We start from the raw sequence: 18,074 nt of genomic DNA, 5'->3' as shown, positions 1-18,074 counted from the left end.
TCCTATTACAATCCTAGCTTTCTCTTTACATCTTGTAAATTCATCAAACTATAAATTACTCCATCAATAGATACATTGGGACCTTTAGCGCATCTTCCAAAACATCTCTTAGTAGTAAGCAGTATCTTCCCATCTTTAGATAACCCTTTCTCATCAGGTTCTAATATTTTTACAAGCTCGTTGTATATCTGCTGTCCTCCTGCAGGTCCACAATTCATTCCCACACAGACAGCAACTTCCTTTACTCCCGAATCCTTTCCTCTAAACTTAGGATAAAAGTTAATAGTATTCTCAATGGTTATCTCCATCAATCCCGTCTTTTCAGCAATAAATTTTTGAACCTCTTTAGGTATAGCTCCAAGTCTATCCAGTACATAGTTTAAAATTTTTACATCATCTTTTTTATCTGATAATTTAGCAATAAACTCCTCTAATTCACTATAAAAATCTTTATCTATCAATTTTCTCTCCTTCTTCTATGATTATAGCCATAGCCACTGCATAATCTTTTGAATGTGAGATTGAAAGTTCAACTCTCTTACCTTTTAGCTTCTCTTTAAGAGAATTTTTTAAAATTACACAGGGTTTTCCCAATTCATCATTTAGTATCTCAATATCTGTTAGATTAAATCCTCTTACCCCTGTTCCCAAAGCTTTTGAGATTGCTTCCTTAGCTGAAAATCTTCCAGCATAACTAGCTCCTCTTCCCAAACCTTTTTTCTCTATTATCTCTATCTCTTGATCTGTATATACTCTTTTTTTGAAACTCTCATTTTTAATAGCCTTTTCAATTCTTGCTATCTCAATAATATCATTTCCAATTCCAAATATCATAGCTATTCCTTTTCAAATACATCAATATTTACATCAATAGTTATCTCTAAATTATCTAGGCTGAATAATCTTTCAACTCCAGCTTTAGGACTTCTCCATTTATACGGAGTCATATCAAATAGATTTCTTATACTCTCATTTTCTTTTATAAAAGATTTTCCAACACAGTTTACTCTTTTACAGTGCTTGAATATTTTTAAATCCTCAATAGGTGAGTAAAACTCTGTTCTTACACTCTCGTAAACCACTTTTTTTAACTCTATTAGATGATTCTCACCAGTAGAAACCACAATTAACTTTCCACCTTTTTTCAGTGTTCTCATCTTCTCTTCAGGAATTATCTTTGCAAACATACAGATGATAAAATCTAAGCTCTCATCTGCTACTGGAATATTTGTAGCACTCGCTACTATCCAATCTATATTCTTATAGGTTTTAGCTGCACTTATCACAGCCTCTTTTGATATATCAATCCCTACTATTCTGCTCTCAATCTCCAAATTTTCTAAAAACTTTTTTATATTTCCTGTATAATATCCCTCTCCACAACCTATATCTAATATATTTACAGATTTTTTCTCTCCAAGATTCTCTTTTATAAGCTCATTTACACTATTTGAAATTATCTTATAATAGTCCTTTTCCAAAAATCTCTTTCTGCTAAGCACCATCTCCTTGTCATCTCCAGGAGTTTTACTATGTTTTTGATTAGAGAGTAAAAGATTTAGATACCCTTGTTTTCCCATATCAAAAGAGTGGTTATTTTCACATCTATATGTTCTCTCATTTTTTATCAATTTTTCTTTACAAACAGGACAGATTATCATATTTTCCCCTTATATCATCTTATATGCTTTTTTAGTATTTTCATTGGTAATTCTTGCTACCTCTTCAAAAGAGATCTCTTTTAATTCAGCTATTTTTTCAGCTACATACTTCACATATATAGGTTCATTTCTCTTTCCTCTATTTGGTACAGGAGCCATATATGGGCAATCTGTTTCTAATATCAATCTATCTAATGGTATATCTTTTACTACTTCTACCAATTTTTTAGCATTTTTAAAAGTTAAAACACCACCTATTCCCAAATAAAATCTATCTATTACCTCTTTAGCTGAATCAACAGATCCTGGATAACAGTGGAATATTCCTCCTACATCTGGAAACTCCTTTAAAATTTTAAGTGTATCTTCCATAGCATCTCTTGAATGGATTACAACAGGTTTTCCAATTCTTCTTGCCAACTCCATCTGCTTTCTAAAACCAGCTTGTTGTACCTCTTTTGGTTGACTCATCCAGTAATAATCTAAACCGATCTCACCAATAGCTAAAATTTTCTCGTTTTTGGCTAACTCCTCTAGCTCTCTTTCAACCTCTTCACTATAGCCTTCAATATCCACAGGATGTACTCCTACTACTCCATAGATAAAATCATATTTGTTAGCATACTCTACACTTATCTTACTACTTGGAAGATCATAACCAATGTTTACAGCAAACTCTAACTCATCTTTTATTCTATTTAAAACTTCATCTCTATCTTCATCAAACTGCTCATTATTTAGATGAGCGTGTGAATCTATTAATTTCATCTACTCTACCTCATACTCTCTATTATTTTCCTAATATATCTTTAAAATCATCCTCTACAAATTTATATCTCTTTCCACAGAAGTGGCATTCTGCCTCTAGCTCCTTCTCATTTTTGAAAATATCTTCTAACTGATCTTTTCCTAAAGTTATAAGTCCTCTATAAAACTTATCAGCTGAACAGTTACAATTATATTTTACCTCTCTCTCCTCTAATATCTCATAATCTTCTACTAATTTTTCAGCATTTTCATCATTCATATCCTCATATAGAAGTTTTGCTATTCTTTTTATATCCATTCCACCAGCCATAAGTTCTGTCATTGGTCTGATAGCTCCTATTTTTTGCTCTAAAGCTGTTATAAAATCGTCATCAGCATCTGGAAGAAGCTGTATCATATATCCACCAGCATATTCAACTGTATTCTCATCTTTTAATTTTACACCTAAAGCTATTACAGTTGGAGTTTGCTCTGAGTTATAGAAATAATAAGCTAAATCTTGAGCAATTTCACCTGAATTTATCTCTGATAAACCTACATACGGCTCTTTTAATCCCATATCTTTTATTATCTTTAAGATTCCTTTTCCTACTAGAGTCCCTACATCAGATCTTCCATTATCTTTTAATGGTACATCAGCACTTGGATTTGAAAGATATCCCTTCACTCCTCCATCAGAATCTGCTGTTACAACCATATTATTTAACTCTCCATTTGTATCTGTTCTAAGAGTTAATACATCATTTCCCTTTAAAGTACTTCCCATAATTACACCAGCAGTTAATAATCTTCCAAAAGCATCTATAGCAGTTGGACTACATCTATGTATATTTTGAGCCTCTTGTACTATATCTGTTGTATCCACAACAAAAAATCTCGCATTCTTACTAACTCCTCTTATTAATTTACCCATTCTCTATCACTTCACTTCCTTAAAATTTATCATACTTTATTATTGTTTTATATTTTTTATAATCCTTCTCTGAAAGAACTTCCATCAAATCTAGATTACTGCTTATTTTACCATTTTTATTTAAATATTTCCTAATATTTTTAATATCTTTTTTATCGAAACCATAATACTGCAAAAGTTGATCATTAGCTTCATTGATATATAGAGGTTTCTTCTCTATCTCAGTTTTTATCAAAAATTTGCCCTTTAACTTTTCATAGGTAGCTGATCCTATCCCTTTTATTCTCTTTAACTCATTTAAATTCTCAAAGCCACCTGTCTCCTCTCTGTACTCCACTATCATTCTAGCTAATCTCAAAGTGATTCCAGCTCCTGTCATCTCCTCTTTTGTAGCACTATTTATATCTAAAAATTTACTCTCTTCATCTAAAACATTTTCACTCATTATTATATCAAAATTTTCATTGTTTTTAAAAGAATTTCCATAAATTCCAATTGATACTGAAAAAATAATAATTATTAACATAAAAATTTTTCTCATATTTCCCCCACTATCATCTTATTATATAGTTTCTCTCTCTTTCAATCTTAAAAATAGCTGTTTCTTAGCTTCCATTCTCTCCTCCATCTCTCTTATATAAAGAGCTGGATCCTTAGGATTTACATATCTTTCTATATAATCTCTATACTCATTTTCAGGAAGAACTATCTTAGTGATCGCTCCACCACCTAATCCCATAGTAGATTGATTTTCCTCTATCATCTCAATATTAAATACAGATTCACAAGCTGTTTTTGAGTATCCTATATTCTCTCCCCACTCCATTATATTTTTTTGTCTATATAGATAGTATGGGAACATCCCCTTTTTCTCTATTAAATCCTTTATTCTACCTATTATTCTCTTTCCATCTAATTCTACTCTATCTTGACTCTCCTTAAATAGATTAGAGGCTCTTTTGAAAGCTAGTGTGTGTACTGTCAAGTTTTCAATATCAAACTTCTCTAGCTCTCCAAGAGTATAGAGCACATCTTCAGTGGTCTCATCTGGCAAGCCCACTATTATATCCATATTAACTATAAATCCTAACTCTTTTGCTTTTATAAAATACTTTTCAAAATTCTCTCTATTAAATCTTCTATTTACTTTTTTTAGAGTTTCCTCTTTAAAAGTTTGTGGATTCAAGCTTATTCTATCAACTCCATATCTCTTAGCTATCTCAAGTTTTTTCTCAGTTAGAGTGTCCTCTCTTCCAGCTTCAAATGTAAACTCTCTCACTTCACTCATATCTATATATCTATTTACAGCTTGTAATACATCTTCCAAATCTTTTTCTGTCAATGTACTTGGTGTTCCACCACCTATATATATTGAAGAGATTCTAAAATCCTCTCTCTTTAAAAACTCTCCAGTTAATTCGATCTCCTTTAGTAAAGTTTTTACAAAATCCTTATAGTATCTTCCCACTCCACTACTCAATTCATATGATGCAAATGAACAGTACTTACACTTAGTAGGACAAAATGGGATTCCAATATATAGATTTATATGCTCTCTATCTAAAAACTCCAACTCTTTTTTTACTACTTCAATTAGAAGATCTATCTTTTCCTCAGTTACTAATAAAAACTCCTGCATCATCTTCTTTATCTCTTCATAGCTATATCCCAAAGCTAAAAATCTTCTCACTACCTTAGTTGGTCTGACTCCCATCAAACCTCCCCAAGAGTACTCTTTTTTAAAAAACTTTAACAGTAGAATTTTTACCATTGTTATCTCTTGATCCTCTATTCTTCCATCTTGATCAGGATATCTAAATACCTCTTTTCTCCCTTCAATCTCTAACTCTACTACTATTTCACCATCTATTTTTTCTATTTTTATATCCAAACTCTTATCAGAAGCTTCAGGTACCATAACTCTTGCAAACTCCTCTATACTTCTGTGATTCATTTGAAAATTTGAATTAATTAACACATTTTCCTCCAATTACTCTAAGTTCTCTTCATACTCCTCTTGAGAAATTATTTTTTTACTATACAACTCCTCTAAATAGTTTCTCATAAGTATCATACCTTTTTTTCTATTCAATTCTATTATACTGTTAATTTGATTTGTTTTGTTATTTAAGATTAAATTGCTTATTGCTGGAGTTGAAATTAATATCTCATAGGCACCAACTCTTTTTCCTTGAAGAGTATTCACAAGTTTTTGACTTACAATACCTCTCAATGTAGAGGCTAATTTAACTCTTACCTCGTTTTGCTCCTCAGCAGGAAAAACATCAGTTATTCTATTTATACTTTCACTTGCACTATTTGTATGTAGTGTGCCCAAGACTAGATGCCCTGTTTCAGCAGCTGTTAGAGCAGCTCCTATACTCTCTCTATCTCTCAACTCTCCCACCATTATAACATCTGGATCCTGTCTTAAAACACTCTTTAATCCTTGAATAAAACTTAGTGTATCCTTACCTACCTCTCTCTGTCTTATCAAAGATTTTTTACTCTTAAAAATATACTCAATAGGATCTTCCAATGTTATTATATTCAATGCCTTACTCTCATTTAGCTCCTCTATCATAGCTGAAAGTGTTGTACTCTTTCCACTTCCACTGGGACCTGTAATCAAAATTAAACCTTTTTTACTGTTGAGTAGCTCTTTTAAAATTATTGGCAATCCCAGCTCTTCCATACTCAAGTTGGCTCTCTCTATCAATCTAATAGATACTGCTATATTGGATTTTTCCCAATGAAAATTAGCCCTGTATCTAAATCCTCTAGAATCTTCAAAACTACAATCCAAATCTCTATTCTGATATAAGATATTTTTTTCTCTCTCATTTAAGATCAGATCTACTAATAGATTTAAAAATCTTCTATCTACTCTCTCCTCTCCTATGAACTCTATTCTTCCATTTAATCTAAATATTGGTAATTCCTCACATACTAAATGTATGTCTGATGCCCTCTGTTCTCTAGCTTCTAACAAAAGATTTTCAAGTAACATCATCTACCTCCATCTATTCAATATACAGAATTTACTATATATTATACCATTTATTCTCTATTCTTCAAATAGAAAAAATTCTAATTCTATGTTATAATGTAAAGAAAAATTCTGAGGTGATATTTTGTCTTATAAAATAATCTTTACTGACCTAGATGATACTCTTTTAAACTCTGAGAAAAAAATATCTCAAGTTGATAAGGAAGCTATTATGAGAGCTCAAGAAGCTGGAGTTAAATTTGTACTTGCTTCTGGTAGACCTACATTCGCTATGAAAACTCTAGCTGAAGAGTTAGAATTAGCAAAATATGGAAGTTTTATTCTATCTTTTAACGGTTCTATTATAACTGATTGTAAAAGTAACAAAAATCTTTTTGAAGCTAGTCTTACAAAAGAGGATCTACATCTTATGTATGATTTTGCAAAGGAGAATAATACAGATATTTTAACATATATTGATGATACAATTATATCTGAAACTGAGAGTGAATATATAGATGTTGAAGTTGATCTAACAAAGATGCCACACAAAGTTGTTAAAAACTTTAAAGAAGCTGTCTATACATCTGCTGTTAAGTGTATGTTATTAGAGGAGCCTTCATATTTAAAAGAAGTGGATACAAAACTAAAGAGCAAATATGGTGATAGTTACAGTATTGCTATATCTAAACCTTTCTTCTTAGAGGTTACTAAACTAGGAGTTGACAAAGGAGTGGCTCTTAGAAAATTAGTGGATATACTTGGACTTAAGATTGAGGAAAGTATAGCTGTTGGAGATTCTTACAATGATCTTCCTATGCTTAAAGCTGCTGGTTTAGCTGCCTGTGTTGCCAACGCCAATGAGGATATAAAAAGGGTTTGCTCATTCATCTCAAAATCTAATGATGAGGGTGGAATGGCATATTTAATTGACAAATTAATTTTTAACAAATAGGTAATTTATTACGACTGAATACAGGTTAAAAAAAGGCTGTTTTCAGTCTTTTTTTATTTTCAATTTCTCCTCTCATAATTCCTTCTTATTATAATCACATAAACTTGTTATAAAGAGATTAATTCAACAAACAGGAGGTATATATGGAATCTAAAAACAACAAATTAGGCTTAATTGGACTTGTTGCAATTGTTGTCAGTTCAATGATTGGTGGTGGTATATTTAATCTCCCTTCCAATATGAGTATTGATGCTGGATTCATAGCTGTCATCCTCTCTTGGATTATAACAGCTATTGGAATTTACTTTCTTGCAAATACATTCAGTATCCTAGCTGATAACAATCCTGAATTAGAATCAGGTATATATGCTTATGCTAAAACAGGATTTGGAAAATTCGTTGGTTGTGAAATAGCATGGGGATATTGGTTAAGTTCAATCTTTGGAAATGTGGCCTTTGCTGTATTGCTAATGCAAACAATTGGATACTTTTATCCAATATTTAACGGTGAAAACATTCAATCTTTTATAGGTGGATCTGTCTTTATCTGGTTGATGTATTTTATTGCTATTTGCGGTGTTTCAAAAGCTACATTCTTAAATAACATTGCTACCTTTGCTAAACTTTTAGTTTTAGCTGTCATTCTATTTTTCTTTGTAAAAGGTTTCAATTCAGATATTGCTACCTATGATATGATGGGGAAAATTGAGCATTTAGGTAGTATGACACAACAAATTAAGAGTACTATGCTTATTACTCTTTGGTCTTTCATAGGTTTGGAAGGAGCTGTAGTTTTATCTGGAAGAGCTAGAAATTCAAAAGATGTAGGAAAAGCTACAATCTTAGGAATTGCCATTTGTATAGTTATTTTCTCTGCACTTTCAATACTATCATTCGGAGTTTTTCATCAAGCTCAATTATCAAAATTACCTAACCCTTCAACTGCTTATGTCCTTGAAAAAATAGTGGGACATTGGGGAGCTACTTTTGTAAATATTGGTATTATAATAGCTCTACTTGGGTGTTGGTTATCTTGGACAGTTATAACTGCTGAAGTTCCTTATATTGCTGCAAAAGATGGAGTTTTCCCTAATTTTCTTGTAAAAGTTGATAAAAATGAAACTCCTACATCTTCACTTCTTATATCTACAATAGCTATGCAATTAGCTATGCTTGTTGTACTATTCAATAAGAATGCTTGGCTTTTCCTTGTAGATATAACAGGATTGATGATTATTCCTCCATACATTGTAAGTACATTTTTCTTAATTAAAGAGGTAACTTGTGGTAAGTTAACTCATCTTGAACCTAAAAAGAAAAGATTTGCTTTTATGTCTGGTTTAATTGCTGCCATATTCACTCTTTGGCTTTTATTCTCTTCACAATTATCTTTACTTCTAGTATCTACTACAATATTTGCCTTAGGAATTATTGTATATGTAGTTTCACAAAAACAGATTAGAAGCAATGATATGTTCACTTGTAAAGATAAGGTTATAGCTTTTCTGTTAAGTGGAATTGGTATAATCTCGATTATTTTACTTTTATTAGGTAAGTTAAATCTTAATTCATAAATTTATTTTTAATATATAGGAGATGATTTTATATGAAAAGTTTAGATGGTGAAATATTTCAAGTTTTATTTGTTCACGATTTTAAAAAGAACGAAGAAAACAGTATCAAAGGTGCTTTACACTCTTTAAAAGAGGAGATCTTAAAAAGAGGAATACAGATTGTAAATGCCAACTCTATTGAGGATGCTAATGATATTATAAAGCTCAATAAAGACATTGATTGTATGCTTATTGACTGGGATTCTAAACATGGTATAAAAGGTCAAGAGGATAAACTTGAACATCTAATTATACAATTACATAAAAGACAAGAGAATGTTCCTGTTTTTCTACTTGCTGAAAATGAAAGAGCTCTTGACTCTTTAAAATCTGAAACTTTTACTTTAATTGATGAATATGTATGGCTTCTTGAGGATTCATCAGCTTTCATTATGGAGCGTATCTCTGCTGCTATTGAAAGATATAGAAAACAACTACTTCCTCCTCTTGCAGCAGCTATTATGAAGTATGAGAAAAAAGCTGAATACTCTTGGGCTGCACCTGGACACCAAGGTGGTGTTGGTTTTACTAAAACTGCTGTAGGTAAGAAGTTCTATGATTTCTATGGAGAAAACCTATTTAGAACAGATATGGGTATAGAGAGAGCTGAATTGGGATCTCTACTTGACCATACTGGATATTTTGGTGAATCTGAACAATATGCTGCAAAAGTTTTTGGTTCAGATAGAACTTATTCTGTTTTAGGTGGAACATCTGGTTCTAATAGAACAATTATGCAGGCATGTATAAAAGATAACGATATTGTTTTAGCTGATAGAAACTGTCATAAATCTATAGAACAAGGTTTAATCTTAGGTGGGGGTCTTCCTATATATATGATTCCTACAAGAAATAGATATGGAATTATTGGTCCTATCCTTCCTGAACAGATGGAAAAAGAGACAATATTGAAAAAGATACAAAACAATCCTGTTATTCAGGAGAAAAACAGAGAAAATGAAAAACCAGTATATTCAGTAGTTACTAACTGTACATATGATGGTGTTACTTATAATGCTAAAAAAGTAGAAAAGCTTTTAGAATCTTCATCTGATATTATTCATTTTGATGAAGCTTGGTATGGATATGCTAGATTTAATGAGATCTATGAAGATCATTTCGCTATGAGAGGTGAGCCTGAAAAATATAATCAAGGACCAACTATTTTTGCTACACACTCTACACATAAACTTTTAAATGCTCTTTCTCAAGGATCATTTATTCATGTAAGATATGGTAAAAAATCAATGGATGAGAACAGATTTAACCAAGCATATATGATGCATGCTACAACTTCGCCTCTATATGCTATTGCTGTTTCAAATGATATTGCTACTGCTATGATGGATGGAGAATCTGGTATCTCTCTAATGGAAGAGGTAGTAGAGGAAGCTGTTGAATTCCGTAAAGTTATTGGAAAACTTTATGCTGAATACACTAAAGAGAATAATTGGTTCTTTAAACCTTGGAATGCTGAATCATACAAAGAAAAACATTCAGGTAAAGTTGTTCCTTTCTATGAGGCTGATACTAAAACACTAGCTAACGATCAAGACTTTTGGATAATGCATCCAGAAGATTCTTGGCACGGATTTAAAAATCTTCCTGAAAACTGGTGTATGCTAGATCCAATAAAAGTAAGTATTTTAACTCCAGGAATGGGAGAAGATGGTGAATTACTAGATAAAGGTGTTCCTGCTGCTCTAGTTTCAGCTTTCTTAAATAAATATGGAATTGTCCCTACTAGAACTACTGATTTCCAATTGATGTTCCTTTTCTCTATGGGAGTAACTAAAGGAAAATGGGGAACTCTTGTAAGTGTTCTATCAGAATTTAAAAGACTTTATGATAGAAATGCCCCTATAAGTGAAGTTTTACCTGATCTTGTAGACAGTCATAAGGAAATCTATGAGGATATGGGAATTAAAGATCTTGGAGATAAGATGTTTGAATACCTTAGAGAACATAATTTAGGTGAAGTTTTAAATAAAGCTTACTCTAGTCTACCTAAAATCGAAATAACTCCAAGAGAAGCTTATAACTCAATTGTTAGCAATGATATAGAGCTAGTTCCTGCAGACAAATTGGTAAATAGAATAGCTGCCAACTCAGTTATTCCTTATCCACCTGGAATACCTATGCTTATGTCAGGAGAAAACTTCGGTGATGAAAATAGCCCACAAATAAAATACCTAGAGGCACTATCACTTTGGGATAAAGCTTTCCCTGGATTTGAACATGATACAGAGGGAACTGAAGTTATAGATGGTATCTACCATGTGCTTTGTGTAAAAGAAAAATAAAGTAAAAGAAGAGAGATATTCACATCTCTCTTCATATTTTTTTATTATTCTCTCAACTCTTATGCTTTTTTTGTTTTCAATGGAATATTTGCTACCAATGTTGTTCTTCTTGTATTTTCTGGATTTTCAGCAATATCTATATTAAGAGCATCTCTATCTATATCTACATATTTAGATATAACAGCAATTATATCATCTTTCATCTGCTCTAACATTCCAGATGAAAGCATCGCTCTATCATGTATAAGCACAAGTTTAAGTCTATCTTTAGCTACATTCTTTGATTTTTTCTCCTCTTTATTAAAAAAACTAAATATACCCATCTTGTCACCTACTTACTAAATACCATTTTTATTTTATCAAAAAAGCTTAACTTTATATCCAAGTCTAAGAATGGAACTGACTGTCCCTCTATTCTTTCAACAATGTTCTTATATGCATGAGCTGCTAAAGACTCTCCTTTGTATACCAATGGTTCTCCTCTATTTGTAGATATTACTATATTTTCATCATCTGGTACAACTCCAATAAGTTCTATCGCTAAAATATCCAACATATCATCTACACTCAACATATTTCCAGCTTTGACCATATCCATTTTTATACGGTTCACTATCAACTTTGGACTTCTTATATCATTTGCTTCTAATAGTCCTATGATTCTATCAGCATCTCTTGTTGCAGATATCTCTGGAGTAGTTACTACTATTGCCTCATCTGCAGCAGCTATTGCGTTTTTAAATCCTTGCTCTATTCCAGCAGGACAATCAATTAGGATATAATCAAAATCCTTTCTCAATCCCTCTATCAGCTTTTTCATCTGCTCTGGACTAACATCATTCTTATCTCTAATTTGTGCAGCAGGTAATAGACAAAGATTTGAACATCTTTTATCCTTTATCAGTGCTTGAGCTATTCTACATCTATCCTCTACTACATCTACTAAGTCATAAACTATTCTATTTTCAAGTCCCATAACTACATCTAAATTTCTAAGTCCAATATCTGTATCTATTAAAAGTACCTTTTTTCCTTTTAATGCTAATCCTACTCCAATATTAGAAGTAGTTGTAGTTTTTCCCACTCCACCTTTTCCAGATGTTACAACTATTACCTTCGCCATTTTTTTCACTCCTAACTCTTAATCATTTAATAAACGAGTACTAAAATCCTCTATTCTTATCTCTTTGCCACTTAGATACGCTATCTTAAACCCACCTTTTCTGTCTACTTTGTTAGTATCTAAGATTCTACTTTGCATAGGTTGAGCTACAGTATGCCCTATTACCAATTGAACTGGATTCATATGAGTTGCACCTACAAAGGCATCTCTATCTCCATCTTGTCCTGCATAGACAGTTCCGTTTAAAAATCCTAAAACAATAACATTTCCTTTAGCTCTTATTAATGCTCCCGGATTTACATCTCCTATAACTACTATATTTCCATCATACTCTAACTTGATTCCAGAACGTAAAGTTCCCCTATGAAATTTTGTAATTCCCTCTTCTGTTACAGATTTTACAAACTTTATCCGTTCAACTTCACCATCAGATTCAGAGAAAACATAGGTTATATTCAAATCACTATTCACCTTTATTAAATCTATTAGTACATTCTCCTCTAGTTCACTTAATTTTCTATTGGTAAATTCAATAGCAATCTGTCCCTTTCCTATGAAATTCCTTGCTTCTATTATCTTTTCTACAAGACTATCTCTGATTGTTAAAAAATCTACTTCATCATTTAGATAAATAGATAACCTATCCTTTTTTCCTTTTAAAATAACGTAATTGTTCATAAGTCCCACCTTTTTTCGTCCTTATAATGTGAGTATACCATATGTTCAAGATTTAATCAATACTACACCTTATTATTATTGTAAGAAATATGAAAAAATGTTATAATTTAAAATGAATTTAAAAAAAAGGAGCAATTATATGAGTAAAAATATTTTTAAAGGAAGTGTTGTCTTAAACCCTGTTCCTGTGGTAATGGTCACAAGTAGAAACAGTGAAGGTAAAGATAATGTATTTACTGTTGCTTGGACAGGAACTGTATGTACAAAACCACCTATGCTTTCAATCTCAATTAGACCTGAAAGATTATCCTACGATTATATAAAAGAGAGTATGGAGTTTACTATCAATCTGCCTACAAGAAGGCTAACTAGAGAAACAGACTTTTGTGGAGTTCGTTCTGGAAGAGTAGTTGATAAGATCAAAGAGATGAATTTTACTATGAAGGAGGGGAAAGAGGTAAATAGCCCATATATTGATGAGTGTCCTGTAAATATTGAGTGTAAAGTAAAATCAATTATTCCTCTAGGAACTCACGATCTATTTTTAGCTGAAGTATTATGTTCACACATTGATGAAAAGCTTATTGATGAAAATGGAAAGATACATTTTGAATGGGCTAACTTAATAACATACTCTCATGGGGAGTATTTTCCTGTTCCTAAAACAGCGATTGGTAGTTTTGGATACTCAGTTGCTAAAAAAGCTACTATTGAGAAGAAAAAAAGTACAAACACTATAAAAAAGAAAAAAGATAAAACTAAAAAGAAAGGAAAGAGATAGATGTCAGATAGATTAAATGCTTTAGGGCAATATATTATTGAACAAACTAAGAAAAATTTTAATTTCAAACAGATTAAAAACGACCCCATTTACTACAATATCCTTTTTACATTTGGGACTGATGATTATTTAGTAGCTGAAGATAGAGAGGAAATTACAGCTACTATACAACTTATGGAGTTTAGAGCCTTCCATAAAGACTATCCTCCTAAACAACTCAAAAGATACACTCACAGAAAGTTTGAAAAACTTCATAAGAAAAAAGAGGAATATATTACAGTTAAGGGAAAAAGATACATTATTATAAAGCTTTAGTAAATATAAAAAGGAAAAAAGTTACTCCATTAGTAATTTTTTTCCTTTTTACTTATTCTAAATTATTCTACTTTTAGTTATTATTCAGCATATAACTCTTCTAATCTAGCTTGTACTCTCTCATCTTCTAAGTACTCATCATAGCTCATAGTCTTATCTAATATTCCATTAGGTGTAATCTCAATAATTCTATTTGCTACTGTTTGTATGAACTCGTGGTCATGTGCTCCAAATAAGATTGTTCCTTTAAAGTTTGTTAAAGCTTTGTTTAATGATGTGATAGATTCTAGATCTAAGTGGTCATTAGGGTTGTCAAACATAAGAACATTGGCATTTGTTAGCATCATTTTAGCTATCATACATCTTACCTTTTCTCCTCCAGATAGAACAGAACTACTTTTTAAAGTTTCCTCTCCAGTAAATAACATTCTTCCTAAGAATCCTCTTACAAAAGCTTCATGCTGGTCAGGTGAGTATGGTCTTAACCAATCTATTAGATTTAAATCCTTATTTTCAAAGAATTTAGTATTATCTTTTGGCATATATGCTTGGCTAGTTGTTACTCCCCAAGTATAACTTCCTGAATCTGGCTCCATCTCTCCACTTAAAATATTAAGTAATGTTGTCTTAACTATATCATTCTTAGCTAGGAAAACAACCTTATCTCCAGTGTAGATAGTAAATGATAAATTATCTAATACTTTCACTCCATCTACTGTCTTAGTTAGATTTTCAACTTTTAACATATTGTTTCCAGCTTCTCTCTCTTGTTTAAACTCAACAAATGGGTATTTTCTATTAGATACTTGCATATCCTCAAGTTGTAATTTCTCAAGAAGTTTCTTTCTAGAAGTAGCCTGTTTAGATTTTGATGCATTGGCACTAAATCTTGCAATGAACTCCTGTAACTCCTGTCTTTTTTGCTCAAGTTTTTTATTTTTAGAAGATATTAATTTTACCATAAGTTGGTTTGATTCATACCAGAAATCGTAGTTTCCAACATACATCTTAATCTTACCATAATCTATATCTGTTATGTGAGTACACACTTTATTTAAGAAGTGTCTATCGTGTGATACTACTATTACAGTTGTATTGTCAAGTCCCATTAAGAAGTTTTCAAGCCAAGTTATAGCTCTTATATCAAGTCCGTTAGTAGGCTCGTCTAATAATAATACATCAGGTTGTCCAAATAGAGCTTGAGCTAATAGAACTTTAACTTTTTCTGGCTCTCCTAACTCTTTCATATATTTTTGATGTAGATCAGCACCTATTCCTAATCCCATAAGTAGAGTTTCAGCCTCAGTTTCTGCTTCCCAACCATTAAGTTCAGCAAACTCTCCCTCTAACTCTCCTGCTCTTATTCCATCTTCATCAGTAAACTCTTCTTTAGCGTAGATAGCATTTTTTTCAACTATTATATCCCATAGTTTTTTGTGTCCCATTAAAACTACATCTAAAACCTTATCCTCTTCATGTGCAAAGTGGTTTTGGTTTAATACTGCCATTCTCTTATTTTTATCAAAAATTACCTCACCTTCAGTAGGCTCTAATACTCCTGAAAGTATTTTTACAAATGTTGATTTTCCTGCACCATTAGCTCCTATTAGTCCATAACAGTTACCAGGTGTAAACTTAATGCTTACATCTTCAAAAAGCTTTCTTCCAGAAAATCTCATCCCCAGATTACTAGTTGCGATCATTGAATAACTCCTCCTTTTCAACTTTCAAAAAATTCCATAACATTATACCATGTATTTTAAACTTTTACAATAAGATTTAACCCATACAAAAAATATATTGAGTTTTTTTATGTTTTATCATATAATATAATCTGAATGTTCATAAAAAAGGAGATGAGTATGGCATCTATATTTGATAAATTAACTATAAAAAATATAGAGTTAAAAAATAGGATTGTTCTCCCTCCACTTGTTAGATTCTCCATTGTTGGATTAGATGGATATGTTACTGATGAATTAGTAAGTTGGTACGAAGATGTTTTACGTGGTGGTGTAGGACTTGTGATTGTCGAAGCTACTGCTGTTAGTGAAGATGGTAAATTGAGAGAAAATCAACTGGGAATTTGGAATGATTCATTTATTCCTGGATTGAAAAAGATAGCTGATAAATGTCGTGAATACAGTGTTCCTGCTCTTATACAAATTCATCATGCTGGATTTAAAGAGGGGATAAAAGATATAGACAAGTTAGTTTTAGAAGAGATTCTAGAAAAATTTAAATTAGCCTTTGTGAGAGCTAAAAAGGCTGGATTTGATGGTATTGAAATTCATGGTGCTCACACATATCTCATTTCACAACTTAATTCAAGACTTTGGAATACTAGAACTGATGAGTATGGTGGTCCTTTTGAAAATAGAATGTATTTTTCAAAAAGATTGATAGAAGAGACTAGAGAACTTTTTGATGATAATTTTATATTAGGTTATAGAATGGGTGGAAATGAACCTGAATTAGCTGATGGAATTGAGATTGCTAAGTTTTTAGAAAAACTTGGTATTGATCTCTTACATGTTTCCTCTGGAGTGCCTGATCCTAAATACAATAGAAAAGAGAAGATAGAAGTTCCTAGTGACTTTCCTCTAGACTGGGTAATATATATGGGAACTGAGATAAAAAAACATGTTTCTATTCCTGTTATTGGAGTTAGAAATATAAAAAAAGAGAGTCAAGCAAGTTGGCTAGTTGAAAATGATCTCCTTGATCTTGTAGCAGTTGGAAGAGCTATGATTGCTCGTCCTAATTGGGTAAATGTAGCTAGAAAGGAGTATGAATTAAGAAATGGAATTAAAAACTCTTGATATATTTTGTGAAATCATAGATAATTATGGAGATATTGGTGTAGTATATCGTGTTGCTAAAGAGTTAAAAAAAGTTTTTTTCAATAGCAAAATAAGAGTTTTCTTAAATAGATTGGATGAGTTTAAAAAGATAAATTCATCTGTAATAGATAGTGGTATTCAGACTATTGACAGTATAGAATACATCACCTTTGATTATTTAAGAGAAAATTCAAAAGATCTATCTACATCACAAGTGATAATAGAAGCTTTTGGTTGTAAAATCCCTGAGGAATATATGGCTATTGCCTATGATCACTCAGATCTTTTAATCAATTTAGAATACCTTTCTGCTGAAGATTGGATTGAGGACTTTCATTTACAAAGTTCACCTCTAGGACAAGGAAAATTAAAAAAATTCTTCTTTATGCCTGGATTCACTGAAAAGAGTGGAGGGATTATTGCTGATTCTAACTATCTTGAAAGAGCTAAAAAGGTAGCTATGAACAAAAAAGAGTATAGGGATAAGTATCTTGCTGATATTGAAAATATAGATAATAAAATTGTGGGAACTCTTTTTTCTTACGAAAAAAATTTCATTCCACTTATTGAAGATCTACAAAAATTTGATAAAGAGGTAGTTTTACTTGCCTTAGGAGAGAAGACACAAGATAGTTTAAGAAAAATTTTAAAAAATTTTTCAATAGAACACTTTAGAAATTCGTTAAAATATGGTAAAATAGAGATAAGGTTCTTAGAATTTCTTAATCAAGAGGAGTATGAAGAGTTAATCAACCTAGTTGATTTCAATTTTGTCAGAGGGGAAGACTCATTTATAAGGGCTGTACTCACTGGTAAACCTTATATGTGGCACATATATTGTCAAGAGGAGTTTGCTCATCTAGATAAGATTGAGGGATTTTTAGATAAGTATAGAAAAGTTATTCAAGAGTTTGCTGATGATGAATTTTTGGATAATATGGAGAAGTTTTTTAAAGATTATAATTTTAGAAAGGAAAATAATTTGGAACTTGGAAAGGAGAGTTATCTTTACTTTTTCGAGAACCTTGCTAAGATAGAGAGATACAATACTATTTTTAGAGATTTTCTTATACAAAAATGTAATCTTATAAATAAATTAAAAATTTTCATAGAAAAATATTGAGGAGGTTTA

The 18,074-nt window shown here is 31.5% G+C and carries 19 protein-coding genes; 7 read left to right on the top strand and 12 right to left on the bottom strand.

Going from position 1 to position 18,074, the window contains the following annotated elements:
- Positions 1–5: 5 nt before the first annotated feature.
- From QZ286_RS08750 to QZ286_RS08715, 8 genes are read right to left on the bottom strand one after another with little or no spacing between them, the layout of a single operon-like run.
- A complete protein-coding gene (locus QZ286_RS08750; protein WP_291256582.1) occupies positions 6–461 on the bottom strand; it encodes an NAD(P)H-dependent oxidoreductase subunit E in 456 nt (151 codons plus the stop codon).
- A complete protein-coding gene (gene acpS, locus QZ286_RS08745) occupies positions 451–834 on the bottom strand; it encodes a holo-ACP synthase (RefSeq protein WP_291256581.1) in 384 nt (127 codons plus the stop codon). Before acpS ends, QZ286_RS08750 begins: the two co-directional genes overlap by 11 nt.
- Positions 835–836: 2 nt before the next feature.
- The gene (locus QZ286_RS08740; protein WP_291256580.1) at positions 837–1,661 is read right to left on the bottom strand and encodes a putative RNA methyltransferase; all 825 of its coding nucleotides are present in this window, start codon (positions 1,659–1,661) and stop codon (positions 837–839) included.
- 9 nt (positions 1,662–1,670) lie between these two features.
- Entirely contained in the window at positions 1,671–2,429 is a 759-nt protein-coding gene (locus QZ286_RS08735; protein WP_291256579.1) for a TatD family hydrolase, read from the bottom strand.
- A 22-nt stretch (positions 2,430–2,451) separates the two neighbouring features.
- Positions 2,452–3,342, bottom strand: a complete 891-nt coding sequence (gene hslO / locus QZ286_RS08730) for an Hsp33 family molecular chaperone HslO (RefSeq protein ID WP_291256578.1) — start codon at positions 3,340–3,342, stop codon at positions 2,452–2,454.
- A gap of 19 nt (positions 3,343–3,361) precedes the next feature.
- Entirely contained in the window at positions 3,362–3,883 is a 522-nt protein-coding gene (locus tag QZ286_RS08725) for a helix-hairpin-helix domain-containing protein (RefSeq protein ID WP_291256577.1), read from the bottom strand.
- A 21-nt stretch (positions 3,884–3,904) separates the two neighbouring features.
- Positions 3,905–5,320, bottom strand: coding sequence for a coproporphyrinogen III oxidase (locus QZ286_RS08720; RefSeq protein WP_291256576.1), 1,416 nt, complete (start codon positions 5,318–5,320; stop codon positions 3,905–3,907).
- Positions 5,321–5,332: 12 nt separating this feature from the next.
- Positions 5,333–6,352 carry a type IV pilus twitching motility protein PilT gene (locus QZ286_RS08715; RefSeq protein ID WP_291256575.1) on the bottom strand — a complete coding sequence of 340 codons (1,020 nt, stop codon included), beginning with the start codon at positions 6,350–6,352 and terminating at the stop codon, positions 5,333–5,335.
- Between the two features lie 124 nt (positions 6,353–6,476).
- On the opposite strand from QZ286_RS08715, the gene QZ286_RS08710 reads away from it, so the two are divergent.
- The 3 genes from QZ286_RS08710 to adiA all read left to right on the top strand — a co-directional run bounded on the left by QZ286_RS08710 (position 6,477) and on the right by adiA (position 11,202).
- Positions 6,477–7,286 (top strand): Cof-type HAD-IIB family hydrolase, encoded by an 810-nt coding sequence (locus QZ286_RS08710; protein WP_291256574.1) that lies wholly within the window; start codon positions 6,477–6,479, stop codon positions 7,284–7,286.
- A gap of 143 nt (positions 7,287–7,429) precedes the next feature.
- Positions 7,430–8,860, top strand: a complete 1,431-nt coding sequence (locus tag QZ286_RS08705) for a basic amino acid/polyamine antiporter (RefSeq protein WP_291256573.1) — start codon at positions 7,430–7,432, stop codon at positions 8,858–8,860.
- Positions 8,861–8,892: 32 nt separating this feature from the next.
- Positions 8,893–11,202, top strand: a complete 2,310-nt coding sequence (adiA, locus tag QZ286_RS08700; RefSeq protein WP_291256572.1) for an arginine decarboxylase — start codon at positions 8,893–8,895, stop codon at positions 11,200–11,202.
- A 59-nt stretch (positions 11,203–11,261) separates the two neighbouring features.
- Here adiA and minE read toward each other — a convergent pair whose 3' ends face one another.
- From minE to minC, 3 genes are read right to left on the bottom strand one after another with little or no spacing between them, the layout of a single operon-like run.
- Entirely contained in the window at positions 11,262–11,525 is a 264-nt protein-coding gene (gene minE / locus QZ286_RS08695; protein ID WP_291256571.1) for a cell division topological specificity factor MinE, read from the bottom strand.
- An 8-nt stretch (positions 11,526–11,533) separates the two neighbouring features.
- Positions 11,534–12,325 (bottom strand): septum site-determining protein MinD, encoded by a 792-nt coding sequence (minD, locus tag QZ286_RS08690; protein ID WP_291256570.1) that lies wholly within the window; start codon positions 12,323–12,325, stop codon positions 11,534–11,536.
- An 18-nt stretch (positions 12,326–12,343) separates the two neighbouring features.
- Complete coding sequence (gene minC / locus QZ286_RS08685; RefSeq protein WP_291256569.1) at positions 12,344–13,003, bottom strand: septum site-determining protein MinC; 660 nt, start codon at positions 13,001–13,003, stop codon at positions 12,344–12,346.
- 139 nt (positions 13,004–13,142) lie between these two features.
- Between minC and QZ286_RS08680 the strand changes: the two genes are divergently transcribed.
- On the top strand, positions 13,143–13,784 hold the full coding sequence (locus tag QZ286_RS08680) for a flavin reductase family protein (RefSeq protein ID WP_291256568.1): 642 nt from the start codon (positions 13,143–13,145) through the stop codon (positions 13,782–13,784).
- A complete protein-coding gene (locus QZ286_RS08675) occupies positions 13,785–14,099 on the top strand; it encodes a hypothetical protein (protein WP_291256567.1) in 315 nt (104 codons plus the stop codon). It begins immediately after the preceding gene.
- Between the two features lie 80 nt (positions 14,100–14,179).
- Here QZ286_RS08675 and QZ286_RS08670 read toward each other — a convergent pair whose 3' ends face one another.
- On the bottom strand, positions 14,180–15,802 hold the full coding sequence (locus QZ286_RS08670) for an ABC-F family ATP-binding cassette domain-containing protein (protein ID WP_291256566.1): 1,623 nt from the start codon (positions 15,800–15,802) through the stop codon (positions 14,180–14,182).
- A 159-nt stretch (positions 15,803–15,961) separates the two neighbouring features.
- Here QZ286_RS08670 and QZ286_RS08665 point away from each other — a divergent pair, with 159 nt between their 5' ends.
- A complete protein-coding gene (locus tag QZ286_RS08665; protein ID WP_291256565.1) occupies positions 15,962–16,921 on the top strand; it encodes an NADH:flavin oxidoreductase in 960 nt (319 codons plus the stop codon).
- Positions 16,902–18,065, top strand: coding sequence for an elongation factor P maturation arginine rhamnosyltransferase EarP (gene earP, locus QZ286_RS08660; RefSeq protein ID WP_291256564.1), 1,164 nt, complete (start codon positions 16,902–16,904; stop codon positions 18,063–18,065). The genes QZ286_RS08665 and earP overlap by 20 nt, the downstream gene beginning before the upstream one ends.
- The last annotated feature ends 9 nt before the right edge of the window (positions 18,066–18,074 follow it).

The organism is Fusobacterium sp., from assembly GCF_019012925.1.
Lineage (GTDB): Bacteria > Fusobacteriota > Fusobacteriia > Fusobacteriales > Fusobacteriaceae > Fusobacterium_A.
Note: the sequence above shows the minus strand (reverse complement) of the source record. Positions and strands in the feature narration are given on the sequence as shown.

Bases quoted from the DNA above. Each gene is read 5' to 3' on its own strand.
- minC (WP_291256569.1), bottom strand. From the start codon at position 13,003: ATGAACAATTACGTTATTTTAAAAGGAAAAAAGGATAGGTTATCTATT.
- QZ286_RS08670 (WP_291256566.1), bottom strand. From the start codon at position 15,802: ATGATCGCAACTAGTAATCTGGGGATGAGATTTTCTGGAAGAAAGCTT.
- QZ286_RS08735 (WP_291256579.1), bottom strand. From the start codon at position 2,429: ATGAAATTAATAGATTCACACGCTCATCTAAATAATGAGCAGTTTGAT.
- QZ286_RS08675 (WP_291256567.1), top strand. From the start codon at position 13,785: ATGTCAGATAGATTAAATGCTTTAGGGCAATATATTATTGAACAAACT.
- minD (WP_291256570.1), bottom strand. From the start codon at position 12,325: ATGGCGAAGGTAATAGTTGTAACATCTGGAAAAGGTGGAGTGGGAAAA.
- QZ286_RS08725 (WP_291256577.1), bottom strand. From the start codon at position 3,883: ATGAGAAAAATTTTTATGTTAATAATTATTATTTTTTCAGTATCAATT.
- QZ286_RS08740 (WP_291256580.1), bottom strand. From the start codon at position 1,661: ATGATAATCTGTCCTGTTTGTAAAGAAAAATTGATAAAAAATGAGAGA.
- minE (WP_291256571.1), bottom strand. From the start codon at position 11,525: ATGGGTATATTTAGTTTTTTTAATAAAGAGGAGAAAAAATCAAAGAAT.
- adiA (WP_291256572.1), top strand. From the start codon at position 8,893: ATGAAAAGTTTAGATGGTGAAATATTTCAAGTTTTATTTGTTCACGAT.
- QZ286_RS08715 (WP_291256575.1), bottom strand. From the start codon at position 6,352: ATGTTACTTGAAAATCTTTTGTTAGAAGCTAGAGAACAGAGGGCATCA.
- QZ286_RS08665 (WP_291256565.1), top strand. From the start codon at position 15,962: ATGGCATCTATATTTGATAAATTAACTATAAAAAATATAGAGTTAAAA.
- QZ286_RS08680 (WP_291256568.1), top strand. From the start codon at position 13,143: ATGAGTAAAAATATTTTTAAAGGAAGTGTTGTCTTAAACCCTGTTCCT.
- acpS (WP_291256581.1), bottom strand. From the start codon at position 834: ATGATATTTGGAATTGGAAATGATATTATTGAGATAGCAAGAATTGAA.
- earP (WP_291256564.1), top strand. From the start codon at position 16,902: ATGGAATTAAAAACTCTTGATATATTTTGTGAAATCATAGATAATTAT.
- QZ286_RS08705 (WP_291256573.1), top strand. From the start codon at position 7,430: ATGGAATCTAAAAACAACAAATTAGGCTTAATTGGACTTGTTGCAATT.
- hslO (WP_291256578.1), bottom strand. From the start codon at position 3,342: ATGGGTAAATTAATAAGAGGAGTTAGTAAGAATGCGAGATTTTTTGTT.